Source organism: Paraburkholderia ginsengiterrae (assembly GCF_001645125.1).
Classification (GTDB): domain Bacteria; phylum Pseudomonadota; class Gammaproteobacteria; order Burkholderiales; family Burkholderiaceae; genus Paraburkholderia; species Paraburkholderia ginsengiterrae.
In genome coordinates, this window is the sequence record NZ_LXKA01000076.1 from 49,764 (window position 1) to 75,942 (window position 26,179).

General features: G+C 63.3%; 26 protein-coding genes. 7 read left to right on the forward strand and 19 right to left on the reverse strand.

What is annotated here, in order from left to right; all coding sequences use genetic code 11:
* Positions 1 to 52: 52 nt before the first annotated feature.
* Genes cydP through cydX form a run of 4 tightly spaced genes read left to right on the forward strand, consistent with a single transcriptional unit; the run spans position 53 to position 3,214 of the window.
* A complete protein-coding gene (gene cydP, locus A6V37_RS05525; protein WP_064266608.1) occupies positions 53 to 313 on the forward strand; it encodes a cytochrome oxidase putative small subunit CydP in 261 nt (86 codons plus the stop codon).
* Positions 303 to 1,898 (forward strand): cytochrome ubiquinol oxidase subunit I, encoded by a 1,596-nt coding sequence (locus tag A6V37_RS05530; RefSeq protein ID WP_064267167.1) that lies wholly within the window; start codon positions 303 to 305, stop codon positions 1,896 to 1,898. Before cydP ends, A6V37_RS05530 begins: the two co-directional genes overlap by 11 nt.
* Before the next feature lie 34 nt (positions 1,899 to 1,932).
* Entirely contained in the window at positions 1,933 to 3,069 is a 1,137-nt protein-coding gene (gene cydB, locus A6V37_RS05535) for a cytochrome d ubiquinol oxidase subunit II (RefSeq protein WP_064266610.1), read from the forward strand.
* Positions 3,070 to 3,097: 28 nt separating this feature from the next.
* Positions 3,098 to 3,214: a cytochrome bd-I oxidase subunit CydX gene (gene cydX, locus A6V37_RS05540; protein ID WP_064266613.1), complete on the forward strand. Its 117-nt coding sequence runs from the start codon at positions 3,098 to 3,100 to the stop codon at positions 3,212 to 3,214.
* 122 nt (positions 3,215 to 3,336) lie between these two features.
* Here cydX and nagE read toward each other — a convergent pair whose 3' ends face one another.
* The 5 genes from nagE to A6V37_RS05565 form a co-directional block, all read right to left on the reverse strand.
* Positions 3,337 to 5,121 (reverse strand): N-acetylglucosamine-specific PTS transporter subunit IIBC, encoded by a 1,785-nt coding sequence (gene nagE / locus A6V37_RS05545; RefSeq protein WP_064285838.1) that lies wholly within the window; start codon positions 5,119 to 5,121, stop codon positions 3,337 to 3,339.
* A gap of 97 nt (positions 5,122 to 5,218) precedes the next feature.
* Positions 5,219 to 7,783 carry a phosphoenolpyruvate--protein phosphotransferase gene (gene ptsP / locus A6V37_RS05550; protein ID WP_064285839.1) on the reverse strand — a complete coding sequence of 855 codons (2,565 nt, stop codon included), beginning with the start codon at positions 7,781 to 7,783 and terminating at the stop codon, positions 5,219 to 5,221.
* 38 nt (positions 7,784 to 7,821) lie between these two features.
* Entirely contained in the window at positions 7,822 to 8,838 is a 1,017-nt protein-coding gene (locus A6V37_RS05555) for an SIS domain-containing protein (protein WP_207547595.1), read from the reverse strand.
* On the reverse strand, positions 8,822 to 9,925 hold the full coding sequence (nagA, locus tag A6V37_RS05560) for an N-acetylglucosamine-6-phosphate deacetylase (RefSeq protein WP_064285840.1): 1,104 nt from the start codon (positions 9,923 to 9,925) through the stop codon (positions 8,822 to 8,824). The genes A6V37_RS05555 and nagA overlap by 17 nt, the downstream gene beginning before the upstream one ends.
* Positions 9,926 to 10,019: 94 nt before the next feature.
* Complete coding sequence (locus tag A6V37_RS05565) at positions 10,020 to 10,754, reverse strand: GntR family transcriptional regulator (protein ID WP_064266622.1); 735 nt, start codon at positions 10,752 to 10,754, stop codon at positions 10,020 to 10,022.
* Between the two features lie 374 nt (positions 10,755 to 11,128).
* On the opposite strand from A6V37_RS05565, the gene A6V37_RS05570 reads away from it, so the two are divergent.
* A complete protein-coding gene (locus tag A6V37_RS05570; protein WP_064266629.1) occupies positions 11,129 to 12,055 on the forward strand; it encodes a bifunctional helix-turn-helix transcriptional regulator/GNAT family N-acetyltransferase in 927 nt (308 codons plus the stop codon).
* A 20-nt stretch (positions 12,056 to 12,075) separates the two neighbouring features.
* Here A6V37_RS05570 and A6V37_RS05575 read toward each other — a convergent pair whose 3' ends face one another.
* A complete protein-coding gene (locus A6V37_RS05575; protein WP_064266631.1) occupies positions 12,076 to 12,888 on the reverse strand; it encodes a MetQ/NlpA family ABC transporter substrate-binding protein in 813 nt (270 codons plus the stop codon).
* A 183-nt stretch (positions 12,889 to 13,071) separates the two neighbouring features.
* The gene (locus A6V37_RS05580) at positions 13,072 to 14,625 is read right to left on the reverse strand and encodes a methyl-accepting chemotaxis protein (RefSeq protein WP_064285841.1); all 1,554 of its coding nucleotides are present in this window, start codon (positions 14,623 to 14,625) and stop codon (positions 13,072 to 13,074) included.
* 250 nt (positions 14,626 to 14,875) lie between these two features.
* On the opposite strand from A6V37_RS05580, the gene A6V37_RS05585 reads away from it, so the two are divergent.
* Complete coding sequence (locus A6V37_RS05585; RefSeq protein ID WP_064266637.1) at positions 14,876 to 15,166, forward strand: YciI family protein; 291 nt, start codon at positions 14,876 to 14,878, stop codon at positions 15,164 to 15,166.
* Between the two features lie 83 nt (positions 15,167 to 15,249).
* Here the strand turns inward: A6V37_RS05585 and A6V37_RS05590 are convergent, their stop codons facing one another.
* The 5 genes from A6V37_RS05590 to A6V37_RS05610 form a co-directional block, all read right to left on the reverse strand.
* Positions 15,250 to 15,867 carry an SCO family protein gene (locus A6V37_RS05590; protein WP_064266639.1) on the reverse strand — a complete coding sequence of 206 codons (618 nt, stop codon included), beginning with the start codon at positions 15,865 to 15,867 and terminating at the stop codon, positions 15,250 to 15,252.
* A gap of 4 nt (positions 15,868 to 15,871) precedes the next feature.
* Positions 15,872 to 16,777: a heme o synthase gene (cyoE, locus tag A6V37_RS05595; protein ID WP_064266641.1), complete on the reverse strand. Its 906-nt coding sequence runs from the start codon at positions 16,775 to 16,777 to the stop codon at positions 15,872 to 15,874.
* Positions 16,778 to 16,783: 6 nt separating this feature from the next.
* Entirely contained in the window at positions 16,784 to 17,893 is a 1,110-nt protein-coding gene (locus A6V37_RS05600) for a COX15/CtaA family protein (RefSeq protein ID WP_064285842.1), read from the reverse strand.
* A 23-nt stretch (positions 17,894 to 17,916) separates the two neighbouring features.
* Positions 17,917 to 18,579, reverse strand: a complete 663-nt coding sequence (locus tag A6V37_RS05605; protein WP_064285843.1) for an SCO family protein — start codon at positions 18,577 to 18,579, stop codon at positions 17,917 to 17,919.
* Between the two features lie 90 nt (positions 18,580 to 18,669).
* Positions 18,670 to 19,386, reverse strand: coding sequence for an SURF1 family protein (locus A6V37_RS05610; RefSeq protein WP_064266647.1), 717 nt, complete (start codon positions 19,384 to 19,386; stop codon positions 18,670 to 18,672).
* Positions 19,387 to 19,497: 111 nt separating this feature from the next.
* On the opposite strand from A6V37_RS05610, the gene A6V37_RS05615 reads away from it, so the two are divergent.
* Complete coding sequence (locus A6V37_RS05615) at positions 19,498 to 19,707, forward strand: twin transmembrane helix small protein (RefSeq protein ID WP_007179452.1); 210 nt, start codon at positions 19,498 to 19,500, stop codon at positions 19,705 to 19,707.
* A gap of 179 nt (positions 19,708 to 19,886) precedes the next feature.
* Here the strand turns inward: A6V37_RS05615 and A6V37_RS05620 are convergent, their stop codons facing one another.
* The 7 genes from A6V37_RS05620 to A6V37_RS05650 all read right to left on the reverse strand — a co-directional run bounded on the left by A6V37_RS05620 (position 19,887) and on the right by A6V37_RS05650 (position 25,928).
* Complete coding sequence (locus tag A6V37_RS05620; RefSeq protein ID WP_064266649.1) at positions 19,887 to 20,744, reverse strand: cytochrome c oxidase subunit 3; 858 nt, start codon at positions 20,742 to 20,744, stop codon at positions 19,887 to 19,889.
* A 131-nt stretch (positions 20,745 to 20,875) separates the two neighbouring features.
* On the reverse strand, positions 20,876 to 21,085 hold the full coding sequence (locus A6V37_RS05625) for a DUF2970 domain-containing protein (RefSeq protein ID WP_064266651.1): 210 nt from the start codon (positions 21,083 to 21,085) through the stop codon (positions 20,876 to 20,878).
* Positions 21,086 to 21,118: 33 nt separating this feature from the next.
* Positions 21,119 to 21,733 (reverse strand): cytochrome c oxidase assembly protein, encoded by a 615-nt coding sequence (locus A6V37_RS05630; protein ID WP_064285844.1) that lies wholly within the window; start codon positions 21,731 to 21,733, stop codon positions 21,119 to 21,121.
* Between the two features lie 42 nt (positions 21,734 to 21,775).
* Positions 21,776 to 21,910, reverse strand: coding sequence for a cytochrome oxidase small assembly protein (locus A6V37_RS42055; RefSeq protein ID WP_100249372.1), 135 nt, complete (start codon positions 21,908 to 21,910; stop codon positions 21,776 to 21,778).
* A gap of 114 nt (positions 21,911 to 22,024) precedes the next feature.
* Positions 22,025 to 23,638, reverse strand: a complete 1,614-nt coding sequence (gene ctaD / locus A6V37_RS05640; protein WP_064266656.1) for a cytochrome c oxidase subunit I — start codon at positions 23,636 to 23,638, stop codon at positions 22,025 to 22,027.
* A gap of 44 nt (positions 23,639 to 23,682) precedes the next feature.
* The gene (coxB, locus tag A6V37_RS05645; RefSeq protein ID WP_064266658.1) at positions 23,683 to 25,308 is read right to left on the reverse strand and encodes a cytochrome c oxidase subunit II; all 1,626 of its coding nucleotides are present in this window, start codon (positions 25,306 to 25,308) and stop codon (positions 23,683 to 23,685) included.
* Positions 25,309 to 25,454: 146 nt separating this feature from the next.
* Positions 25,455 to 25,928 carry a DUF2244 domain-containing protein gene (locus tag A6V37_RS05650; protein WP_064266660.1) on the reverse strand — a complete coding sequence of 158 codons (474 nt, stop codon included), beginning with the start codon at positions 25,926 to 25,928 and terminating at the stop codon, positions 25,455 to 25,457.
* Positions 25,929 to 26,179: the final 251 nt, after the last annotated feature.

Consider the following 26,179-nt stretch of genomic DNA (forward strand, 5'->3'; position numbering starts at 1 on the left):
CGCGGTCTGGCGCCAGCCGGATCCACCGGTGTGAAGTTGCCTTCTACCGATTATGACCATAGCCCTCAATCGCAACACCACGTCCCGCTCGAGTCTGCGCAAACGGCTCGCCGGCTGGGTGCGGGGTCCGACACTGGCGCGGGATATCGCCATTGTCCTCGCCATCAAATTCGTACTGCTGATGGCGCTCAAGTACACGTTCTTCAATCATCCGCAGGCGGAGCATATGTCGCTGCCGCCTGAGCAAGTCGCGCAGGCACTGTTGTCCGTGCCTGCCTCGCATCCGTCCCAAGGTGATCAACATGCCCGTTAGCGAAGTCGTAGAACTATCGCGCCTCCAGTTCGCCATCACGGCGCTTTATCACTTTCTGTTCGTGCCGCTCACCCTTGGCCTGTCGTGGTTGCTCGTCATCATGGAATCCGTCTATGTAATGACCGGCAAACAGATCTACAAGGACATGACCCAGTTCTGGGGCAAGCTGTTCGGCATTAACTTTGCGATGGGCGTCACCACCGGTCTCACGCTGGAGTTCCAGTTCGGCACCAACTGGTCGTACTACTCGCACTATGTCGGCGACATTTTCGGCGTGCCGCTCGCCGTTGAAGGGTTAATGGCGTTCTTCCTCGAATCGACCTTCGTCGGTCTGTTCTTCTTCGGCTGGAAACGGCTCTCGAAAGTGCAGCACGTGTTCGTCACGTTTCTCGTCGCACTCGGATCGAACCTGTCAGCGTTGTGGATTCTGGTGGCCAACGGCTGGATGAACAACCCGGTCGGCGCCACCTTCAACTATCAGACCATGCGCATGGAACTCGACAGCATTTTTTCCGTGCTGTTCAATCCGGTCGCGCAGGTGAAGTTCGTGCACACCGTCTCGGCCGGTTACGTTACGGCGTCGATGTTCGTGCTGGGCGTGTCGTCGTGGTATCTGCTGAAGCGCCGCGACACCGAATTCGCACTGCGCTCGTTCGCGATTGCCGCCGGCTTTGGCCTCGCGTCCACCTTGTGCGTAATCGTGCTCGGCGACGAATCCGGCTACCGCACCGGCGAAGTTCAACAGGTGAAACTGGCCGCGATCGAATCCGAATGGGAAACCGCGCCTGCGCCGGCCCCGTTCACGATCATCGGCATTCCGAATCAGAAGGAAGAGCGCACGGACTACGCGATCCGTATTCCGTATGCGCTCGGCCTCATCGCCACGCGTTCGCTGGACGAGCCCGTGATCGGCCTGAAGGATCTGATGGCGCGCAACGAAGAGCGCATCAAGAACGGCATGCTCGCCTACGCCGCGCTGCAGAAGCTGAAACAAGGCGACGCAACAGACGAAGCCAAAGCCGCCTTCGACGCCCACAAAGAGGATCTCGGCTACGGTCTGATGCTCAAGCAGTTCACGGCGAACGTCACCGACGCCACGCCGGATCAGATTGCCCAGGCCGCCAAGAAAACCATTCCGCCTGTCGCGCCGGTGTTCTTCTCGTTCCGGCTGATGGTCGGCCTCGGCATGCTGTTCCTCGCCACCTTCGTGCTGGCGTTCTGGTTTTGCGCGCAACGCTCCCTGTTACTGGAAAAGCGCCGCTGGTTCCTGCGCTGGGCCGTGTGGGCGATTCCGCTGCCGTGGCTCGCGGCTGAGTTTGGCTGGATCGTCGCTGAAGTGGGCCGTCAACCGTGGACCATCGCCGGCATTCTGCCGACCAGCCTGTCGGTCTCGAGTCTGACGCCGGGCGATCTCTATCTGAGTATCGCCGGCTTCGTGGTGTTCTACACGGTGCTGTTCATCATCGAAATCATGCTGATGTTCAAGTACGCACGGCTCGGCCCTTCATCGCTGCACACGGGGCGCTATCACCACGAACAACGCCAGCCGCTGAATCAGCCGCTGCCGTCCAACACGGCCGCCTGATTCGCCGCCACTGAGCATCAAGGGAAAGTTCACCATGGATTACGCAACTCTCAAACTGATCTGGTGGGTGCTGATCGGCGTGCTGCTGATCGGCTTCGCGCTCACCGACGGCTTCGACATGGGCGCGGCGATTCTGCTGCCGTTCATCGGCAAGACCGACGCCGAGCGACGCATCGTCGTGAATACGGTCGGCGCGACGTGGGAAGGCAATCAGGTCTGGCTCATCACGGCCGGCGGCGCGATGTTCGCCGCGTGGCCGCTGGTGTATGCCGCATCGTTTTCAGGCTTCTACTTCGCGATGCTGCTCGTGCTGTTTTCGCTGTTCTTCCGGCCGGTCGGCTTCGACTACCGCAGCAAACGTGAAGATCCGCGCTGGCGCAGTGCGTGGGACTGGGCACTGTTCGTCGGCGGCTTCGTGCCGGCGCTGGTGTTCGGCGTTGCGTTCGGCAACCTGCTGCAAGGCGTGCCGTTCTCGTTCGATACCGACCTGCGCGTCACCTACCACGGCGGATTCTTCGCGTTGCTCAATCCGTTCGCGGTGTTGTGCGGCCTTGTCAGCGTGTCGATGCTGGCCGCCCACGGCGCGGCCTTCGTGAAGATGAAATCGGATGGCGTGGTGGCGCAGCGCGCGTCGCTGGCATTGCGCATCGCTTCGTTCTCCGGAGTGGTTCTGTTCCTGATCGCCGGCGCGTTGATCGCCACGATGATCGGCGGCTACCAGGTGATCGACGCGCCGCCGCTCAACACGGTCGCCAATCCGCTGACGAAGAACGTGATCGGCGCGCCCGGCCTGTGGCTCACCAACTACGCCAGCTATCCGTGGATGGTGGCCGCGCCCGTGGCCGGCATCGTCGGTGGCCTGCTGGCCACGTTGCTCGCGCGCTCGCGCTTCGAGAAGAGCGCCTTTCTGTCGACTTCGCTGATGATCATCGGCGTGATTCTGACCGCGGGCTTTTCGATGTTCCCGTTCATCATGCCCTCATCACTGGACGGCCGCAGCAGCCTCACCGTATGGGATTCGACCTCGAGCCGCATGACGCTGCAGATCATGCTGGTCGCAGTGATCGTGTTCCTGCCCATCATCCTGATCTACACGAGCTGGGTGTATCGCGTGATGCGCGGCAAGGTGACGCACGCGGCGCTCGAAGAAAATCACCATTCGATGTACTGATCGGCAATACGCTTAACAGGAGTTTGTGATGTGGTATTTCAGTTGGCTGCTTGGCATTGGCGTGGCGTTGGCGTTCGGCGTCATCAACGTGATGTGGCTGGAATCGCGCCGGCCGTTGGAAGTGGGTAAACAGACAACGCGTTAACGCAGCATGCGGCGGAAACGCAAAAGCGGCACCTTGAATCGAATCAAGGTGCCGCTTTTTTTCTAACGCTACTGGAAAACTAACGGGACCAAAGCGGCCACGGCCGCCCCGGCGACACGCCGTTACGCCGGCAAAGGCGTTGCGCCGCCGCTTTCAGACATGCGCGCCGTCAGTTTCTCCGCATAGCTCGGCGCGGCTTCGCCTACGACGATATGGAACGTGTCCGCGGAGATCCATGCGGTGTCGAGCGTGGCGAGACGCTGACGATCGACTGCCGACGGATCGCGCACGACAATACGCAGGCGCGTCGTCGCCACCGCATCGAGCGACACGACGTTGCCAGCGCCGCCAAACACGGCGAGCCAGCGCAGCGGATCCGGATCGAGCGCACCGCCTTGATGGGCGACCGACGACGCCACCGGCGCGGCAGCAGCACGAGCGGCGGAAGCGGCAGGAGCCGCCGCCACCGGCTTGGCCGTATCGCCACCACCCTGCGCGATCACCGTACGGATTTCATCCGCAATGATGTCCGCTTCCGGTCCGATGATCACCTGCACATTGGTCGAGCCGCGCTTGAGCACACCACGCGCACCGATCGTCTTCAGTTCGTTTTCGTTGACCTTGTTCGAATCGACTACCGACAGACGCAAACGCGTCGTGCAGGCATCCACCACCGACAGATTCGACGCGCCGCCAAGCGCGGCGATATAGCGCTGCGCACGCGGCACGGCCGCACCGGCGACCGGCGACACGAAGCCGCCTGCCGTGAACGAATCGACCTGCTCGTCAGCGGCAGCCGGTTCGCGGCCCGGCGTCGCCATGTTGAACTTACGGATAAAGAAGCGGAACAGGCCGTAGTACACCACCATGTACACGAGGCCGAGCGGAATCGCCCACCAGCCCCGCGTCGACAGGCCGTAATTCAGCACGTAGTCGATGGCGCCGGCGGAGAACGTGAAGCCGAGGTGAATGCCAAGCGCCGAACAGATAGCGAGCGAGAGCCCCGTCAACAGCGCGTGAATCACGTACAGCACCGGTGCGAGGAACATGAAGCTGAATTCGATCGGCTCGGTCACGCCCGTGAGAAACGACGTGAGGGCCATCGAGAACAGCAGGCCGCCGACCACCGCACGGCGCTCCTTCGGCGCTTCATGGAACATTGCCAGACACGCGGCCGGCAGGCCGAACATCATGATCGGGAAGAAGCCCGTCATGAAGGTGCCCGCAGTCGGGTCGCCCGCGAAGAAGCGATGCAGGTCACCGGTGACCGCGGCGCCGCCCGGCGGCGTGAACGTGCCGAACACGAACCACGTCAGCGAATTGAGAATGTGATGCAGACCCGTGACAAGCAGCAAGCGGTTCAGCACGCCGAACACGAACGCGCCCAACGCGCCCGCGGTGGTCAGCCAGTGGCCGGCCGTATCGATCACGGCTTGCACCGGTTGCCACACATAGCCGAACGTTATACCGAGCACGAGGCAGACCACCCCCGTGACAATCGGCACGAAGCGTTTCCCTCCGAAGAAGGCCAGGTAGTCGGGCAGCTTGATGTCCTTGTAGCGGTTGTACAGCATGCCCGCGACGATACCCGCCACGATCCCGGACAACACGCCCATGTTGAGCTTGTCGTTGATGTCCTTCATCACCGCGACTTCGACCAGGTAGCCGATCGCACCCGCAAGACCCGCCACGCCGTTATTGTCTTTCGCGAAACCGACCGCCACGCCGATCGCCAACAGCAGCGGCAGGTTGTCGAAGATCGCGCCGCCGGCGTCGGCGATCATCTTGATGTTGAACACATCGGGCTGGCCGAGGCGCAGCAGCAGGCCGGCAACCGGCAGCACCGCAATCGGCAGCATCAGCGCGCGTCCCAGGCGCTGAATTTTCAGAAACGGATTCCCATCCATGGATATCTCCAATCCTTGTCTCGTGGTCGACTGACGTCGTTGAGTTTTGTAGCGATACGAAGTGTCTGTGCGAAGTTGGTCGCGGACCGTACGGGGCTCAGTCCAAAGGCCAGGTTTCGCGGCTTGCTGCTCTTACCGCTTGCGCCGATTCGAGCGCCAGGGCATCCTGGGCGCGTTGGCGGCACAGCTGATAATCGAGTTTGCGCACACGCGCCTTGATGCCCGGCACCGAGACCGGGTCCACCGAAAGCTCGGTCACGCCGAGGCCGACGAGCAGCGGCATGGCGAGCGGATCGCCTGCCAGCGCACCGCACACGCCGACCCATTTGCCATGCTTGTCCGCGCCTTGCACGGTGGCCGCGATCAGGCGCAGCACGGCCGGGTGCAAACCGTCGGCCTGCGCCGCGAGGTCGGCCTGGCAGCGGTCCATGGCGAGCGTGTATTGGGTCAGATCGTTGGTGCCGATCGACAGGAAGTCCGCGTGTTGCGAAAGCTGGTCGGCAAGCAACGCCGCCGACGGCACTTCGATCATCACGCCGACTTCGATCGGCTCCGTGCGGCCCGACTCGCGGGCAAATTCGTCGATGCGCTTGCGGATACGGATCAATTCGCCGACGTCGGTGACCATCGGCAGCAGAATGCGCACCGCGCCGAGCGGCTGAACCGCGAGCAGACCGCGCAACTGATCGTCGAGCAGATCCGGGCGCACCTGCGCGAGGCGGATGCCGCGCAGTCCAAGCGCGGGATTCGGCTCGGGCGGCAGCGTCAGATAGTCGACTTCCTTGTCCGCGCCGACATCCAGCGTGCGAATGATCGCGGTGCGGCCGCTCAATGCGTCCACAATTGCCTGGTAGCTCTGACGATGTTCTTCCGTGGTCGGCGCAGCCGCGCGATGAATGAATAGCAATTCGGTGCGCAGCAGACCGACGGAATCGGCGCCGTTTTCGACCGCGGTTGTCGCGTCGTCGAGCGTGGCGATGTTCGCGGCCACTTCGATCGCGCGGCCGTCGGAGGTCACCGCCGCTTGCTGCGACGTGCGGCGATTTGCTTCGCGCACATCGGCAAGACGGCTACGCTCCAGACGCGCCTGCTCGACATCGAGCGCGGTCGGGGCAAATTCGAGGCGGCCGGTGGTGGCATTCACCACCACCTGCGTGCCTTCGGGAATCGCGTGCAACGCGTCGCCGACTGCCACCAGCGCGGGAATGCCCGCCTGACGCGCGAGAATCGCCGCGTGCGAGGTCGCGCCGCCGCGCGCCATCACGAGAGCGGTGACACGCGAGCGATCCAGCGACGACAGGTCAGACGGCGTGAACTCCTCAGCCGCGAGCACGGCCTCGTCCGGCAGCGTGCGCGCCGCGGCGTTCGTGTAACCGAGCGCGCGCAGCACGCGCTTCTCGATGTCGCGCAGGTCGGAGGCACGTTCCGCGAGCAGCGCGTCTTCGATCTTGGCCAGGATGGCGATCTGGGCGCGGATGGCTTCGCGCCACGCAAAGCCCGCGCTCTTGCCGAGGCTGATCAGATCGCGCGCGGCATCGAGCAGCGTGGGATCTTCGAGCAGCACGCGATGCACCGCAAAAATGCCTGCTTCGCCCACCGCGCCACGCTGCGACGCATCGCGCACCGTGGTGCCGAGGTCCGCGTCGACAGCCGCGATCGCCTTGTCGAGCAGGCGGCTCTCCGCCGCGGACGTGCCGGTCGCCTTTTCCGGCGGATCGATGTCCGCGTCATCCCAGCGCACCAGTTTGCCAACCGCGATGCCCGGTGCCGCGCAAACGCCCGCGAGGGTATTCGGCGCAAGCGTCTCGCCTGCCGCGAGCGCCACGGTTTGCGGCGCGGGGGAAACCTCGCGTGCGGGTTTCTCTTCAACTTCGCCGTGCGCCTCACGCGTCAGTTCGTGAGCAATGGCCTCGATCGCGGCCTGGGCTTGCGGACCGACGCCAAGCAGTTCGACGGTCGCGCCTTCGCCCGCGCCGAGGCCCAGCAAACCGACCACGCTTTCGATCGCCGCTTTGCGCCCTTCGTAACGCACTTCGACGCGCGCATCGAAACCGCGTGCCGCTTCACGCGCACGCGCCGCCGGACGTGCATGCAGGCCGCCCGCGTGAGTCAGCGTGACCTGCTGACGCGCTTCTTCCGTCACGTTCGACGCACTCGCCTCGCGCGCTGCGTCGGCCGCGGCGCCGCTGCGGGCGCGCAGCAACAGCAGCGGCGTTTCACCTGCCTTCAGCAGGCCGCCTTGCGCACGCTCGACAATCTCGAACGCGTCCGAATTGGCAATCGCGATCACCGAGACGAGGCTCGGCGCATTCAGCGCGACCTGATCCTGATCGAACTCGATCAGCACCTGGCCGGCACGCACGTGGGCGCCTTGAGCGACCAGCGGCACAAAGCCCTTGCCGTTCAGTTCGACCGTGTCGATGCCGATGTGCAGCAGAATCTCGGCGCCTTCGGCGGTGGCCAGCGTCACCGCATGGCCAGTGCGCGCGAGATGGGTGATCGTTCCGTCGCACGGCGCGACGAGTCGGCCCTCGAGCGGACCGACGCCAATGCCGTCGCCGAACATGCCGCCCGAAAACACAGGGTCGGGCACCTTCGCGAGCGGCACGACCGGACCGGTCATTGGCGCGAGCAAAACAATATGGCCTTCAGAATGGCTCATCAAGCGGGACTCCTCGACACGTCGCATCTGATTTCTCGTCAGTGAGTTTCGGTGACTTTGTTGAGATGGCGCGGCGCATCGGGATTGCGCCCGCGCGCGGCGGCAAGGCCGGCGGCCATCACATAAAAGGACAGGATTGCTGCGATCGGATCGAGCGCAGCATGAGCGGTGGTTGCGAGCGGCAAGCTCGCTTGCGACACGTCGGCCGGCGCCGCGAGCAGCACACGGGCGCCGCGCGCCCGCATGTCGTGCGCGAGTTGCAACAGGCCGGCCTGTTCCGGTCCGCGCGGCGCGAACACCAGCAGCGGGTAGTCGCGGTCGATCAGTTCCATCGGACCGTGGCGCACTTCCGCGCTCGAAAACGCTTCGGCCTGGATGCCGGAGGTTTCCTTCAGTTTCAGCGCGGCTTCCTGCGCGATGGCAAGACCCAGACCACGGCCGATCACGATCATGCGCTCGACGCCGCGCAATTCGTCCACCGCTTTCGACCAGTCGAGTTTGCCCGCGGATTGCAGGGCTTCGGGCAGCGTTTTCAACGCGGCGAGCAGTTCGGCGTCGTTCTGCCAATGCGCGACCAGTTGCGCGGAGATCGACAGCATCGCGATATAGCTCTTGGTGGCGGCAACGCTCAGTTCCGGCCCTGCGACGAGGGGCAGATGCCACTCGCACGCATCGGCCAACGGCGAACTCGGCGCGTTCACGGCGGCCACGGTCAGCGCGCCGGCTTGACGCAGCGCCTGCATGGTGCCGACCAGATCCGGGCTCTTGCCCGATTGCGAAAACGCCAGCGCGAGCTGATCGCGCACTTGCAGCGGCGCCTGTTGCAGCGTGGCCACCGACATCGGCAGCGAGGCGACGGGCACGCCCAGGCGGCTCATCGTCAGGCTTGCGAAATAACTGGCCGCATGGTCCGAGCTGCCGCGCGCCACCGTCAGCGCGACATGGCGCGGCGCTTGCGCGAGCTTCGCCGCCAACGCCTCGACGCGCGAGGTATCCGAGAGTTGCGCGGCGACCGTTTCAGCGGACGCCAGCGCCTCTTTAAGCATATTCGACAATTGCTTCTCCTTCGACATACGTCGCGGTCAACGCCAGTTCACGATCGAACACGACCACATCGGCCCACGCGCCGCGCACGATGCGGCCGCGGTCTTCGATGCCCAGGTAGTCAGCGGCGTAGCGCGACAAGCGGTTTGATACGTCGGCGATCGGCAAGCCGATCGACACGAGATTGCGCAGCGCCTGATCCATCGTCAGGGTGCTGCCGGCGAGCGTGCCGTCGGCGAGACGCACACCGCCGAGGCACTTCGTCACATGCTGGCTGCCGAGGCGGTATTCGCCATCCGGCATGCCGGTGGCCGAGGTGCTGTCCGTGACCACGTACAGGCGCGGAATCGCGCGCAAGGCGGCGCGGATCGCGCCCGGATGGACGTGCAGCAGATCGGGAATGATTTCGGCGAATTCGGCGTGCGCGAGTGCCGCGCCGACCAGCCCGGGATTGCGGTGATGCAGCGGCGACATCGCGTTGAACAGATGCGTGAAGCCGCAGGCGCCGTGCTTGAGCGCGGCGACGGCGTCGTCGTAGGTGCCGAGCGAATGGCCGAGCTGCACGCGCACGCCGCGTGCCGCCATTTCGGAGATGATCTCCATGTGGCCGGCAATTTCCGGCGCGAGCGTGACCACGCGGATCGGCGCGATCGACAGATACTTCAGCACTTCGTCCAGCACCGCCGAGACGGCCGCGTCCGGCTGCGCGCCGAGCTTGCCGGGGTTGATGTAGGGCCCTTCCAGATGCACGCCGAGCACGCGCGCGCCGCCTGGCGTTCGCGTGCGCGTCACGTTGCCGAGGCCGGCGACCACGCTCATCAGTTCGTTGCGCGGCGCGGTCATGGTGGTGGCAAGCAGGCTCGTCGTGCCGTAGCGCGCATGCGTGCGGGTAATCGTTTCGATCGCGTCGCCCGCTTCCATCACGTCGGAGCCGCCGCCGCCGTGCACGTGCAGATCGATGAAGCCGGGCAGGATGTACGGCGCGTCGTTTGTCGACGGATCGGCGCGCTCGCCGGTGAGCGCCGTGATACGGCCGTTTTCGTATTCGAGCGTGCCGTGAATCCACCCATCGGTGGTGAGTATGTTTCCGGTCAGCATGAGTCTCTCTGGTGAGGCGTAATACGGGGTGTGGCTGAATGGCGCTTGTCGCGAGGCACCTGAGCCGGCTTCGCGGCCTGCCCGGCCACGCGGATCAGGTGCGCAATTCAGCGACGAAATCGTAGTAGTCGTCGCGGCAATAGGTGTCGGTCACTTCGATGGCGCGCTGGTCGGCGCTATAGCCGATACGGGTGATGACCAGCAGCGCCGAACGCGGTTCGATATCCATCAGGGCGGCGATCTCACCCGAAGCGTTGACCGCGCGAAAGTGCTGCAAGGCGCGCACGACGGCGGCGCCACGTTGTTCGAGATAGCTGTAAAGCGAGTCGCCGATGGTCTGCGGATCGGGCACGATCGCCACCGGCAGCGCCGAATGCTCGACCGCCATCACAATGCCGTCCGCGCGCCGCAGGCGCCGCAGACTCGCCACCGCCGCGCCGGGCGTGAGCCCGAGGTGCACCAGTTCGTCACGGTTAGCGGCGCGGATATCGCGCTCGAGCCATACCGAATCCGGCCGGAAACCGCGCTGCTGCATCTTCTTCGTGAAACCGGTGAGCCGTGACAGCGGATCTTCCACGCGCGGGGTGATGAAGCTGCCGGCGCCCCGCGCCCGCCGGATCAAACCTTGCTCGACCAGCAGCTCGATCGCCTTGCGTGCGGTGATGCGCGACACGCCGATCGCATCCGAGAGCGTGCGCTCCGAAGGCAGCGCCTCGCCCGCCGACCACACGCCGCAGTGAATCGCCGTCGCAAGATTGCGCGCGAGCTGCAGATAGAGCGGCGTGACGTTGCGGGCGTCAGGCGTCAGTGCGGACCAGCGAGTTTCCATGGGGCTCCGGCGGCCGTCGCGAAAAGGTTGCCTACGAAAAATGAGAGCCCATTATATAACCAACATAATACCAGTCAATCAACTGGTTCCATGCTGGTTAGATTCAGCGCAAAGCCTTGCTGGATAAGGCTTGCGAGAGTCTGAGGAGGGGCTTGTGAGCCCTTGCGCGAGCCCAGGACTTACCCGTATTTGAGCGCCTTGAAGGCATCCACACGGTTCCAGGTGGTTCTCATCGGAGTCAAAAAGCTAGCTGCGATCGATACCTTTTTAATACCAATTCGATCGAAACCCTGCCGGCGTAGCTTTTGTTAATGGGGTACCTTCCAATATAGTGGTGAGTAGCAAGCCATAAACACTCCTCCGGAGAGCAGCATTTGACCGATTCCGAGGCGCTGCGGCGCGCTCATGCCGTCCGCCATTTCAACCGTTTTTATACGCAGCACATTGGCGCACTGCATGAGCATCTGGCGAAGACCGAATTCTCGCTGACAGAGGTACGCGTTTTACACGAGCTCTACCGCGGACGTGCGCAAACGGCCTCGGTGCTCGGGCGCGCGCTCGGTCTCGACAGCGGTTATCTGAGCCGTCTGCTCACCAGTTTCGAACGGCGCAACCTGATCACGCGCCGCCCCTCGGAGACGGATGCGCGGCAGTCGCTGATTGCCTTGACGGAGAGCGGACACGCCGCTTATGTCCCGCTCGATAGCGCGTCGCTCGAAGAAGTGTCGGCGATGCTCAACGACCTGTCGGCGCTCTCACAGGAACAGTTGATCTCGGCAATGAAGGTCATCGAGCGGCTGCTCGGTGACAAGCCGCTGCACGAACTCGTGTTGCTGCGCCCGCCGCGCCCCGGCGAATGCGGCTGGCTCGTGCATCGGCAGGCACAGTGGTTCGCCGCGCAATACGGTTGGGATCAATCGTTCGAGGGACTGCTCGCGCGGATCGTCGCCGATTACGCGCAACGCAACGATCGGGTGCGGGAGATGTGCTGGGTGGCCGATCAGAATGGCGTGGTGGTCGGCTCGGTGTGCATCGTCGGGGTATCGACGACAGTGGCGGGGGTGCGGCTCCTGTGGGTCGAGCCGGATGTGCAGCGCCTGGGCATCGGCACCCAACTGCTCAGCGAGTGCGTGCGCTTTGCGAGGCGCGCGGGCTACACGAAGCTCACGCTGACCACGGCCGCCTCGCTGGAAAACCCGCGGCGCCTGTGCGAGCGCGCCGGCTTCAGGCTTGCCGGCGCGGCGGCTGAGCACCGTTTCGACAAGGACCTGATGATCGAGCGGTGGGAACTGGAGTTATAGGATTGTAGAAGCGCCGCCGCTTAGAACGACGGCACCACCGAACCCTTGAACTGCGTCTTGATGAACTGGCGCACGTCTTCAGACTGATACGCCGCGACCAGCTTCTTGACCCACGGCTTGTCTTTGTCCTGGGTACGCACGGCGATCAGGTTCGCGTACGGGCTGTGCACGTCTTCGAGCGCGATGGCGTCTTTGGTCGGCTGCAGACCGGCGGCCAGCGCGAAGTTCGTGTTGATCGCGGCAGCGTCGACATCCGCGAGCGAACGCGGCAGTTGCGCGGCGTCGAGTTCCACCAGCTTGATCTTCTTCGGATTCTCGGCGACGTCGAGCGCCGTCGCGTTGTTGCCGTTGGTACCCGCGCCGGCCTTCAGCTTGATCACGCCTTGCGCCTGCAGCAACAGCAGCGCGCGGTTTTCGTTCGACGGATCGTTCGGCACCGCGACCTTCGCGCCTTGCGCCAGATCCTTCAGCGACTTCAGCTTCTTCGAGTAGATGCCGAGCGGGGAGATGTACGTGAGGCCGGCGTTGACGATCTTGTAGCCGCGCTGCTTGATCTGGCTATCGAGATACGGCTGGTGCTGGAAGCTGTTCGCGTCGAGGTCGCCCGCGTCGAGTGCGGCGTTCGGCTGCACGTAATCGTTGAATTCGACGACCTTCACGTTGAGGCCTTCGCGCTTCGCCACTTTCGTGACGACTTCCCAGATTTGCGCGTCCGGACCGCCGATGGTCCCGACCTTGATGACTTTGTCGTCGGCGTGCGCGCCGAAGCTGGTGACGATCGCCGCGCCGGCGACCAGTGCCGAGAGGGCCTTGATAAGTGTTCTGCGCTGCATGTGATTCTCGCTGCTTTTAATCTGTTTCTAATCGGTCTCTGATCAGTGTCAGATGCGGGTGGAAGCCGGCGGCAAGTCTGCTTGTGGCAGAACGCCGCCAACTGGACCGCAAATGGTCTCATACGACCGGCGAGAAGTGAAATATCACGATCGCATATGGATATGCACCTTGAGCGGCGCGGCTTACGCGGCGCTCACCCGGAACGCGCTCACGGTCTCGCGCAGACGCCCCGCCTGATCCTGCAACGAAGCAGCCGCGGCCGCCGCCGCCTCGACCAGCGCGGCATTTTGCTGCGTCACTTCGTCCATCTGCGTGACGGCGCGGCCAACCTGGGCAATGCCGCTGCTCTGCTCTTCGGATGCCGCCGCGATCTCGCCCATGATGTCGGTCACACGCTGCACTGCCTGCAAAATTTCGCCCATCGTCGTGCCGGCCTGCTGCACGAGGGTCGACCCGTTGTTCACGCGCTCAACCGACGCGTTGATCAACTGCTTGATCTCCTTGGCCGCCGTGCCCGAACGCTGCGCGAGGCTGCGCACCTCGCCCGCGACGACCGCGAAGCCGCGGCCCTGCTCGCCGGCGCGCGCGGCTTCGACCGCTGCGTTCAGCGCGAGAATGTTGGTCTGAAACGCGATCCCTTCGATCACGCCGATGATGTCCGCGATCTGTCGCGAGCTGTCGTTGATCTCGCCCATCGTGCCGATCACGCGGCTCACCACGTCGTTGCCACGGGTCGCGATGTCGGATGCGTTATGCGCGAGGCCGCTCGCCTGCCGGGCGTTGTCGGCGTTCTGCTTCACCGTCGCAGTCAGCTCCTCCATGCTCGCCGCGGTCTCCTGCAGCGAGGCGGCCTGCTGCTCGGTGCGCTGCGACAGATCGCCGTTGCCGGCCGCGATCTGCTGCGTCGCCGACGCGATGGATTCCGCCGAACGCCGGATCTCGCCGATGGTCCGCTGCAACCGGTCCTGCATGTCGTGCATGGCCGCCATCATGCTGGTCGAGTCCTGCGGACGAACGTGAACCACCTGCGTCAGGTCGCCTTGCGCGATACTCGCCGCGAGCCGCGCCGCCTGGTCTGGCTCGCCGCCGAGACTGCCCCGCACATTGCGGATGATCAGCACCATCGCGAGCGAAATGAGCGCGGCGATCACCAGCACGACGGCAAGGTGCCCGAGCAGCGTGTCGTAGTACACGGTGTCGATGTCCTTGATGAACACGCCACTCGTAATGTTCCAATCCCACGGCGCGAAACGCACCACGTAACTGATTTTCGGCACTGCGGTCTCGCTGTGCGGCAGGCGTCCGCGATACTCGGCGAAGCCCCGGCCGCTTGCCTTGGCCGCGTCGACGATGGCCACGTACAGCAGCTTGCCGTCGGGGTCCTTGAAGTCGCCCACCGGCTTGCCCGTCATTTGCGGCAGGGTCGGGTGCATCAGCACGACCGGTTGTGAATTCATCACGAACAGGTAGCCGGATTCGCCGTAGCGCATCGTGGCGAGGCGAGCGAGGGCTTCACGCTGGGCGTCCGCTTCGCTCAGCTTGCCTCCTTGCACAAGCGTGTAATAGCCGTTCACGATACCCTGCGCCGCTTCGACCAGGTTCACCATGCCCGCCTTGCGCTCGGCCAGCATCGTGCTGCGCGTCTCGACCGCACTCCACAAGCCGACGCCGAGCAACCCCAGCCAGACGAGTGCGAGCAACAGCCATAGTTTGCGATTCAAACTCATCCTGCTCATTGATGTGGTCTCTCTCGTGTGAGTCGTGTTCTGTTTGCGCCCCCGTGCCCGTCATCTATCGCGCGCAAACGATTGCTACAAATATATCGGCATGGCTAGCGGTCAACTTGAGAAACGCACTTAGGAGGGCCGCCACGGCATGAGACGACACTCGGGCTGATCGAAGGCGCGCAAGGAGCCGCTCGCTGACCGATAATCGACGACTTGGGCCGCGTAGTTTGCGGTCGCCCTTTTGTCTGCGAGAGCCCTCATGTACGTCATCAATCTCACCTACACGGCATCACTCGAACGCGTCGACGACGCGCTGGAAGCACATCGCGCATTTCTGACGCAGCATTTCGAAGCGGGTGTGTTCGTGGCGGCCGGCCCCAAAGTGCCGCGCGACGGCGGCATCATTCTGGCGGTGCGCATCGAGCGCGAGAGACTGGATGAGATCCTCGCCAGCGACCCGTTCGCGCAGCAAAAGCTCGCGAATTACGAGGTGACGGAGTTCAAGGCGACGCGGCTCGCGCCGGGGTTGAATATGCCGATTCCGGCTTGAGCGCTAATACTTGCGCGCTATTTAGCGCGGGGGAAGTGAAAGCGGGCGCGTGATACCGCACGTGCCCGCAGGCAATGCGCGTATCAGTCGAGCAGCAGCTTGATGTCGTGCACCCAGGGCGTTGCACCCTGCCCGTCACGCGCGAACAGACGCAGCTTGCCGTCCGTGTCGAACACATAGCTCGCTGCCGTGTGATCCATCGTGTAGCTGTCAGGCGTTTTGCCCGGCACCTTCGCGTAGTACACGCGGAAGTCTTTGGTGATCTTGGTGAGCTGCGCCTGATCGGCCGGGCGCAAGCCAACGAACGTCGGATTGAACGCCGGCACGTATTGCGCGAGCAAGGGCGGCGTGTCGCGCTCGGGATCGACGGTGACGAACAGCACCTGCACGCGTTTCGCGTCTTCAGGGCCGAGTTGCTGCAGCGCTTGCGAGAGCTCGGCCATGGTGGTCGGGCACACGTCCGGGCAATGCGTATAGCCGAAGAACAGCACCACCACCTTGCCCTTGTAGTCCGCCATGGTGCGCATGGTGCCGGACGTGTCGGGCAGCGAGAAGTTGCTCCCGAATTGCGTATTGCCGGTGATGTCGAGATTCTGGAAGGCCGGCGGCTGCTTGCCGCAGCCCGCCGCCAGCAAGGCGCCGCCCAGCGCGCAAGCCATCACAGCGGCACGCGCTGCGCGCGCGAAGCGGTTTTTGAGCATGGTATTACGCGCCAATCACGACACGCGCATAGTGGTCGATCAACAGCGCTCCGAACAGCAGCGAGAGATAGACGATCGAATAACGGAAGGTCTTGCGCGCCAGATCGTCCGAGTATTCCCGATAGATCTTCCACGCGTAAGCAAGGAACACGGCGCCGAGCAGCACCGCCGCCACGAGGTACACCACACCGCTCATGCCGGAGATGAACGGCATCATCGTGACCGCGAACAGGATCACCGTGTACAGCAGAATATGCAGGCGCGTGTACTTTTCGCCGTGCGTGTTCGGCAGCATCGGCAGGCCTGCATTCTCGTAGTCTTTGCGGCGATACAGCGCGAGCGCCCAGAAATGCGGCGGCGTCCACACGAAGATGATCAGCACCAGAATCCATGCATCACCCGGCACGTGGCCCGTGACCGCGGCCCAGCCGAGCGCCGGCGGCATGGCGCCCGAAGCGCCGCCGATCACGATGTTCTGCGGCGTGGCGGGTTTGAGCAGCAACGTATAGATGACCGCATAGCCGACGAAGGTGGCCAGCGTGAGCCACATGGTAAGCGGATTGGCGAACGTGTAGAGCGTCCACATGCCGACGCCGCCGAGCACTGCCGAAAACAGCAGGATCTGCGCAGTGGTGATTTCGCCACGGGCGGACGGCCGCCACGAGGTACGCCGCATCTTCGCGTCGATCTTCTGTTCGACGAGGCAATTGATGGCGAATGCCGCACCCGCCAGCAGCCAGATACCGACGGTGCCGCCGATCAGGGAGGTCCACGGCACCATGCCGGGCGTAGACAGGAACATGCCGATGACGGCGCAGAACACGGCGAGCTGCGTGACGCGCGGCTTCGTCAGGGCGAGGTATTGGGAGACCCGGCTACCGGGCGTTTGGGAGAGTGTTGTGCTGTCCATGTGAAGTCACGCTGGCGCGGCATCGCGCGCTGGGAGCGCGGCGCGGCCGGGACGGCTATAAGCGATTCGAAAGTTTAACATAACGAGCAGAAGCAGCAGGATTGCGGCCCCACCGTTATGCGCGACCGCAATGGGCAACGGCCACTGCAGAACGATGTTCGACAAGCCGGTGATGAACTGGATCAGCACCACCAGCAGCACGCCGTTCGCGGGCCGCCGCAGCGACTCGAAGCGGCGCAGTTTCAGCGCGATCCAGACGAGATAGGCGACCACCACGATCGCGAACGTGCGGTGCGTCCAATGGATCGCCACCAGCGCGTCCTGGGTGATCATGTCGCCGTCGCCGGTCATGCCGAGCGCGCGCCACAGGTGGAAACCGTGCGCGAAGTCCATCGGCGGAACCCATTGACCGTTGCAGGTCGGGAAATCCGTGCACGCAAGCACCGCGTAGTTCGTGCTGACCCAGCCGCCCAACGCGATTTGCGCAATCAGCAGCACCAGCGCCGCGAGCGCCGCCGCACGCCAGCGCGCGGCCTCCGGCTCATAGGCTGGGAGCGGCGTCTGCCGCACGGCCAGCCAGCCGAGCGTGCCGAGCAGCGCGAGGCCAAGCAGCAGGTGCGTGGTGACGATAATCGGCTGGAGCTTCATGGTCACGGTCCAGGCGCCGAACGCGCCTTGCACCAGAATCAGCAGGAGCAGGGAGGTCGGCCACCACGGCGACACATGCAGCGCACGGCGCTTGATACGCGCCGTCCACGCAATGATCGTCTGCGCGATGATCAGCACGCCGATCGCCATTGCGAAGTAGCGGTGGATCATTTCAATCCAGGCCTTCGTCATGCTGACGGGGCCGGTGGGCATGGCCTGGTGCGCGGCCGTGATTGCCGCATGCGCGATGAACGGCGACGACGTGCCGTAGCAGCCCGGCCAATCGGGGCAGCCGAGGCCGGAATCGGTGAGACGCGTGAAGCCGCCGAACATCACCAGGTCGAGCGTGAGGAAGGTGGTGAGCCAGACCAGCTTGCGGAATTTGTTGTCGTCGGCCTTGACCCACACGTAGGACAAGGGCAACAACGCGATACACAAGCCGATCAGGGCCAGTTGCAGTACGAACATCTTTTCTTACCCTGGTTGCGGCATCAGCCGATCCTCGACCATTTGCGCAGCTTGGTCAGATCGCCCTTGATCTTGCTGGGGTTCGGATCTTTCGGGAAACGCATCATCAGATTGCCGTTCGGATCGACCAGGTAAATGTGGTCGTTCAGTTTTGTTCCGTTATCCACGGGCAGCCAGGTCGACACCTGCGCCGGGTCGGCAATCAACATGTCGGTGTCGGGATAGGCCTTTTGTATCACGTCCGCGACGTTGCCTGCATCGGTGCGCAGCCACACTTCCACGACGCGATCGCGTTCCGGGCCCTGGGCTGCGCGGATTTGCCGCATGAAGTACAGCTTGGTGACACAAGCTTTGTCGCACGCGGCGTTGTCGACGGAAATCATGAGCCAGCGGCCGCGCAGTGACGAGAACTTGACGGGCTTGCCGTCCTCGCCCGTGACCATCAGCGAGTCGGGAATCGGCCGTTGCGGCTCGACCAGCGTGCCGTAGCTCGTGCTGCCACCGGCCGGCTTGATCACGTAGTACATGAAATAGGACACGGCGATCGGTGCGCCGCAAATGATCGCCACTAACAGCAACATCCAGCGGCCGCGCTTCCACGAGCCCTGGCCGTTGGGTTGACCGGGCATCGCCTGCGGTGCTGCGGATTTGCCGGCTTGCGGCGAACGGGAAGAATGCGTCGACACTACAAAACCTCTTTCAATAAGTGCGCGTGATTGCGCGGCCACCCGGCCTTACGCAGGTCATCAAGCCGCGTGTACTGCGCTTGTACTGCGTTATACGCCAGGCGCGTGCTCTTTCTTCGCGGCGCGGCGCGCGGCGTACAAGCCGAACACGAGCGCCGCTGCTGCCATGCCCCACCACTGGAACATGTAGCCGTAATTGCGCTCGACACCGCTGGTGGGCGCGGGCCAATCGCGCACCAGTTTGTCGCCGTCGTCACTCAACTGCTGAATCACGAACGGTTGCAACGGCAGACCGGTTTCCGCAGCGTACGCGGCGGTATCCAAGTTCTGGCGGATCGCCTGATGCTCCGCCGAGCCGCCCTGCCCCAACTCGTAAGCACGCGACGCGTCGGCCCGCGCGATGCCTTCGATTTCGATTTCGCCTTGCGGCGTCGTGTACGGCGCGATGGTCTCGCGATTGTTCATGTTGCGCGGCAGCCAACCGCGATTGACCAGCACATAACCGCCGTCGGCCAGTTTAAAAGGCATCACGACGTAAAAGCCCGGCTGATCGTTATACGGACGATTATCGAGGTAGACGACCTTGTCCGCGACGAAACTGCCGCGCGCCTTCACGCGATGAAACTCAATGTCCTTCAGGGCGACAGGCGCGGCGCTCACCGGCTGCGCGGGCGCACTTTCGAATTGCGTGATGTGCGCTTCGAGCGCCTCTTTCTGATGCGCGCGGTCGCGCTGCCAGAAACCAAGCCGCACCGTCACCACGATCACCAGCAGAATCAATAGCGCCGGAACGAGGCGAATCTTCATTAGGAACGCTCCATGGCGGCCTGCGGCGTGACGGGGAACGTACGGCAAACGTGGGCGCGCGGTGCGATAATAACTGTCTTGCCTCTGCGCTTCCTTGTTTCAGCTGGTTCCATGCACATTCTCGTTCCCATCGCCTTCGTCCTGATCATCGCCAGCATGGTGTCGGCGTTGTACTTCATGATGCATGACAAGGGCAAAACCAAGCGGATGGTCTGGTCGCTCGCCACGCGGGTCGGCCTGTCGATCTCGCTGTTCCTGTTCATCCTGTTCGCTCACTGGATGGGCTGGATTCAGTCGACCGGTATTCCTTACGGGCGCTGAGCCCGGCGGCAATCTCTTCACGCCGCCCCAAGCAAAACGCCGCCCTGACAGGGTCGAGGGCGGCGCTGCATAAGTCCTGCAATAAGTCCTGCATACTGCTCGAGCGCCCCGCCCCACAGGGCATTGCGCGAACGGCCCGCACGCATTCCGGATTACCGGTCGGCGCAGGCCGGACTGAGTTACAGCCAGTACACGACCACGTACAGCCCGAGCCACACCACGTCCACGAAGTGCCAGTACCAGGCCGCGCCTTCGAACGCGAAGTGATGGTCAGCCGTGAAGTGGCCGCGAATCATCCGCACCAGCACGACCGCCAGCATCGTGCCGCCGAGGAACACGTGGAAACCGTGGAAACCCGTCAGCAGGAAGAACGTCGAACCGTACACGCCCGAAGCCAGCGTCAGATTCAGTTCGTTGTACGCGTGGAAGTATTCGAAGCCCTGCAGGAACAGGAAGCAGATCCCGAGCACGAGCGTAGCCGCCAGCCAGGCGATAGCCTTCTTGCGATGATCGTCACGCAGTGCGTGGTGCGAGACCGTCAGCGTCGCGCCCGAGGACAGCAGCAGCGCGGTGTTGATGGTCGGCACCGGCCACGGCTGCATCGACTTGAAGGTCGAGACCAGCGCTGCCGGACCGTTGTTCGGCCACACCGCCGAGAAATCCGGCCAGATCAGCTTGTAGTCGAGACTGCCCAGTTGATGCAGCGCGATTTCACGCGCATAGAACAGCGCGCCGAAGAACGCACCGAAGAACATCACTTCGGAGAAGATGAACCAGCTCATGCTCCAGCGGTACGACTTGTCGACATTCTTGCCGTACATGCCGCCTTCCGACTCGGCGATCGCGTCGCCAAACCAGTGCCACAGCGTAAAGAGCAGCCACAACAGACCGACGACGACGCCGATCGGCGCCCAGTCGTGGTCGTTGATCCAGGCCGCAAGCGATCCGAGCATGACCAGCAACCCGCAAGCGGCGCTGATCGGATGCCGCGACGGATGCGGTACGAAATAGTACGGGCTCTCGTTTTGACCGCTCATTCTTGATTCTCCACTTCAGTCCAGTTGTTCCGGAATCTCCGGCTGTATCTTCGGCGGCGCGTCGATACCGCACCGCTTCGCTCTAATTCGTGGGCTCTGCTTTGCCCGGTACTACGTGCGCATCAAGCGCATCAACCCACTACCGCACGCACAACCAGAATCAACGCCACGATAAAGATCGCCGCGCAAATCACCGCTGCCGCGATGACGTGCAGCGGGTTCAGCTGCGTGGCATCCGCTTCCAGATCGCGACGCTTGCGCACGCCGAAAAACGACCAGAGCACAGCACGCATCGACTGGCCAAAACTGCTCTTGCGCGGGCTGCCGCCGTTATCGCTCATTCTGTCGTCTTCCTTCGCCTGCGACGCCCGTCATCAGGCAGGATTGGCGGTGGTTGCCGCCGCATTGGCCGTGGGCGCGGCGCCTCCGGCCGTCGCCGCTGCCGGCGTATTCAATTCAAAGAACGTGTACGACAACGTGATCGTTTTCACGTCCTTCGGCAACTTCGGATCGACCACGAACACCACCGGCATCCGCTTGGTCTGATTCGCCGTCAAGGTTTGCTGCGTAAAACAAAAGCACTCGATCTTCTTGAAGTACTCGGTCGCCTGCTTCGGCGCGTAGCTCGGAATGGCTTGCGCCTGAATCGTGCGCGCCTGTTCGTCGCTGACCTCGTACATCACTGTCGTCACTTCACCCGGATGCACGTCGAGACTGCGCTGCTCCGGCTTGAAACCCAGCGGGCCGCGCGCGTTCGCATCGAATTCGATCGAAATCGTGCGGCTCATGTCGACCTGCGTGTTCTTCGCCTCGCGCGCCGTGGCATCACGCTGCACAAGATTGTTGATGCCGGTGATCTGGCAGATTGCGCGGTACATCGGCACCAGCGCGAAACCAAAACCGAACATCATCAACGCGACGATGAACAGCTTGATCAGCATCGAACGGTTAAAAGAGCGGTCGGCCTGAGCCGGCGGTTGCGTCGACATCTCAATCCTCAACAAACCTGCAAACCGGATTCCAATGGTGCGTCAGGTGAAAAACCACTGCTTGATGATGACGCTCGCGAAAAAGACCGCCGCGATGGCGAACATCACAAGACCAATCCGCCTGTTGCCTGCGCGAATCTGCTCCGGCGTACGTCGTTCCTGTGGATTGCGCGTCATGCTCGACTTTCTGAATACATTGCGTGACTTCTGGCTTGCAGCCGCCGCGGGGCGGCTACCCGGTGCCGGCAGCGGCATACTGCGCGCCGCCGGAACCGCTTACCTGGCGACCGGTTACTCGACGGTCGGCGGGTGTTCGAACGTGTGGAACGGAGCCGGGCTCGGCACGGTCCATTCGAGGCCCGTTGCGCCGTCCCACGGCTTGTCGCTGGCTTTTTCGAGCTCGCCGCCACCACGGTAGGCCGGCAGCGCAACCGCGAACAGGAAGTAGACCTGAGCCAGACCGAAACCGAACGCGCCGATCGAGATGACCTGGTTCCAGTCCGTGAACTGTGCCGGGTAGTCAGCGTAACGACGCGGCATGCCTGCGAGACCGACGAAGTGCATCGGCAGGAACGCGAGGTTGAAGAAGAACAGCGATGCCCAGAAGTGGATCTTGCCGCGCGTCTCGTTGTACATCCAGCCGGTCCACTTCGGCGCCCAGTAGTACCAGCCCGAGAACAGCGCGAACAGCGAGCCCGCCACCAGCACGTAGTGGAAGTGCGCCACCACGAAATAAGTCCCGTGATACTGGATGTCGAGCGGCGCCATTGCCAGCATCAGGCCCGACAGACCACCGAACGTGAACACGATCAGGAAGCCCACCGCGAACAGCATCGGCGTTTCGAAGCTCAGCGAACCGCGCCACATGGTCGCGACCCAGTTGAACACCTTCACGCCCGTCGGCACGGCGATCAGCATGGTTGCGTACATGAAGAACAGCTGGCCCGTCACCGGCATGCCGGTTGCGAACATGTGGTGCGCCCAGACCATGAACGACAGAATCGCGATCGACGAAGTTGCGTACACCATCGAGCTATAGCCGAACAACGGCTTGCGCGAGAACGCCGGGATCACCTGCGACACGATCCCGAACGCCGGCAAGATCATGATGTACACCTCGGGGTGCCCGAAGAACCAGAAGATGTGCTGGTACATGACCGGGTCGCCGCCGCCTGCCGCGTTGAAGAACGACGTGCCGAAGTGGCGATCGAACAGCACCATGGTGATCGCGCCTGCCAGAACCGGCATCACGGCGATCAGCAGGTACGCGGTGATCAGCCACGTCCAGACGAACATCGGCATCTTCATCAGCGTGAGGCCGGGTGCGCGCATGTTCAGGATCGTCACGACGATGTTGATCCCGCCCATGATCGACGAAGCACCCATCAAGTGGACCGCGAAAATCGCGAAGTCCATGCCCGGGCCCATCTGCGTCGACAGCGGCGCGTAGAGCGTCCAGCCCGCGGCGGTCGCGCCGCCCGGCGAGAAGAACGAACCGACCAGCAGAACAGCCGCCACCGGCAGCAGCCAGAAGCTGAAGTTGTTCATGCGCGCGAACGCCATGTCCGATGCGCCGATCTGCAGCGGCACCATCCAGTTCGCGAAGCCGACGAAGGCCGGCATGATCGCGCCGAACACCATGATCAGCCCGTGCATGGTGGTCAGCTGGTTGAAGAACTCGGGACGCATGATCTGCAGGCCCGGCTCGAACAGCTCGGCACGGATCATCAGCGCCATCACGCCCCCGGAGAGGAACATGGTGAACGAGAAGATCAGGTACAGCGTACCGATGTCCTTGTGATTGGTTGCGAACAGCCAACGACGCCACCCATGCGGCGTTTCGTGGGCATGGTCGCCGTGCACGTGCTCGTGGCCCGCGACTACATCGTGTCCGATGCTAGACATGACAATCTCCTAAAGCGAATTCTGCGGTGCTGACCATGAACACGTCAGGCGGCCGGGCTGATCTGAACGCGCCGGGCTTCTTTCGCGTCGGTGCCGCCCGTGATCGTTTCCGGCTTCTTCAAAATAATATGGTCTTCGGCAATGCCGGCTGCTTTCAGCGCGTCGCGCACGGCTTCGGCACGGCTCTTCGCAAGCTTCGCGTTGAGGTCGGCGGAACCGGTAGCGTCGGTGAAGCCCGACAGCGTGAATTTCGCGTCCGGATGCGACTTCGCGTAGGCGGCAGCCGCGTCGACCGCCGCTTTCGCATCAGCCGGCAGCGTGCTCTTGCCGGTGTCGAAGTAGATGCTGGCCGGCAGTGCCGCTTGCGTTGCCGCCGCGCTGTCCGAGCCTGCCGCGGCCGCCTGCGCGCCCGACGCTGCCGCGCCCGAAGCCGCCTCTGCGCCGCTAGCCGCCGCGCCTGCGTCGGCCAGATGGTTGCCGCCTTCCGGCAGCTTGCCGTTGCGCGCATCCGCAACCTGCTTCGGCTGGAGAATGTCGCCGGTGTGGTTGCCCCACGAGTTGCGCTCGAACGTGATGACCGAAGCAATTTCGACGTCGTTCAACGTCGGCGCCCACGAAGGCATCGCATTCTTGCCCTTCAGCACCAGGCTGACGTGCTCGGCAATCGCGCCGTTGGCGATCTTGCTGCCGTCGAGCGCCGGGAATGCGCCTGCGCCCTTGCCGTTCGGCTGGTGGCAGACCGCGCAGTTCGCCGCGTACACCTTGCCGCCGCGCTCCATCAGCTCAGCCAGCGTGTAGGTCTTGTTCGGATCGTCCTGGCCGGCGGCCATTTTCTGCTTCTGCACGTCGACCCACTTCGCGTAGTCGTCGGCGGACAGCACTTCGACCACCACCGGCATGAACGCGTGTTCCTTGCCGCACAGCTCGGTACAGAAGCCGCGGAACGTGCCGGTCTTCTCAGCCTTGAACCACGTGTCGCGCACGAAGCCCGGGATCGCGTCCTGCTTCACGCCGAAGGCCGGCACGTACCAGGAGTGGACCACGTCGTTCGCGGTGGTGATGATGCGGATTTTCTTGCCGACGGGGACGACCAGCGGATTGTCGACTTCCTGCAGATACGTAGTGGAAATCGGCTGGCGGCCGTCGGTTTCGGCGCGCGGCGTGGCCAGCGTGGACAGGAAGCTGATGCCCTCGCCCGGGCCCTTCACGTAGTCGTAGCCCCATTTCCACTGGTAGCCGGTGACCTTGACGGTCAGGTCGGCGTTCGTGGTGTCTTTCATCGCGACGACGGTCTTGGTGGCGGGCAGCGCCATCAGCACGACGATGATGAACGGCACGATCGTCCAGATGATTTCGACGGTGGTGCTTTCGTGGAAATTCGAAGCCTTGTGGCCTTTCGATTTGCGGTGAGCAAAGATCGAATAGAACATCACGCCGAACACGCCGACGAAGATGACCAGGCACAGAACCAGCATGAACATGTGGAGGCTGAAGAGCTCCTCAGCGATTTTCGTCGCAGGCGGCTGGAGATTGATCTCGTTGACGGCAGGGCCGCCCGGAACATCGCCCACTGCCAGGGCGGCACCGGCGAAAAGCAGTCCGCTCATCGCCAGCACGCCCATGAGGGCTCGCTTGATTGTTTTCATAGCTTCCTTACCCAAAATTTCCATTCAAACCCTCGACCCCGCCGGCAGGCTTTCTCGCGCTCCCCCTTGAACGCCGCGCGGCTGCACACACGTTAAGAAAACGCAGGGCCGCCCCAAGTTTTCTTCCCCCTCGGGGGGCCTGGCGCGAAGCGCCAGGTTTGGGGGCCCTCTTAACAGCGTGTGAGCCACATACGCAATTCACCTGCGAACTGCGCGCGCCGATACTGCGCGAGATGTTGCCCGATCATGATCGTCTGGCCGCGCGAGACCAGTTTGATCCGGTCACGCGGCGTTGCGCCCGCCTCGATCCGCACCCAGCGCGGATTGAACTCGAACTGCGTGAGCTGCTCGGCGCTGACCTGCTCGATGACGAGCCGGTTCTGAAACAACCGGACGCGCTCGTAATCCACAGCATGCCGCGCATAGATGGCAAATGCGATGGCCACCGCCAGCAATTCGATCCCGGTGAACGGCAACACCAGCCAGGCGCCGACCAGGAACAGCATGAAAGCAATTGCCAGCGAGACCAACGCAAGCGATACATAGAAACATACGAACTGTCGCGGCGATATCGAGCAGTTGCGTTTCATGGTCCAGTCTTTGAGAACTGGTTCTGAATCCGCCAGCAGATCTGATGCTCCCATCGCTGCCTCCTGCTGATTCTGCGTCCCCTCTTCCGGCCGCCCGATCACCGCCGTACATCTTATCTTGTTGCTCTGCGCCGCAAACCCGTTGTCCCAAATTTGGGGGGTCCGGGCGACAAACTGACGCATTATAGGCGCGATCCATGGCATCCACAAGCAAGCCTCAATTGCCCCACAAGCCCGGCGCGACAAGCCTCTGCGCCGTTTTGACACCGCTTTTGCGGGTCTTTTGAAGCGGTAATTTCAGACAT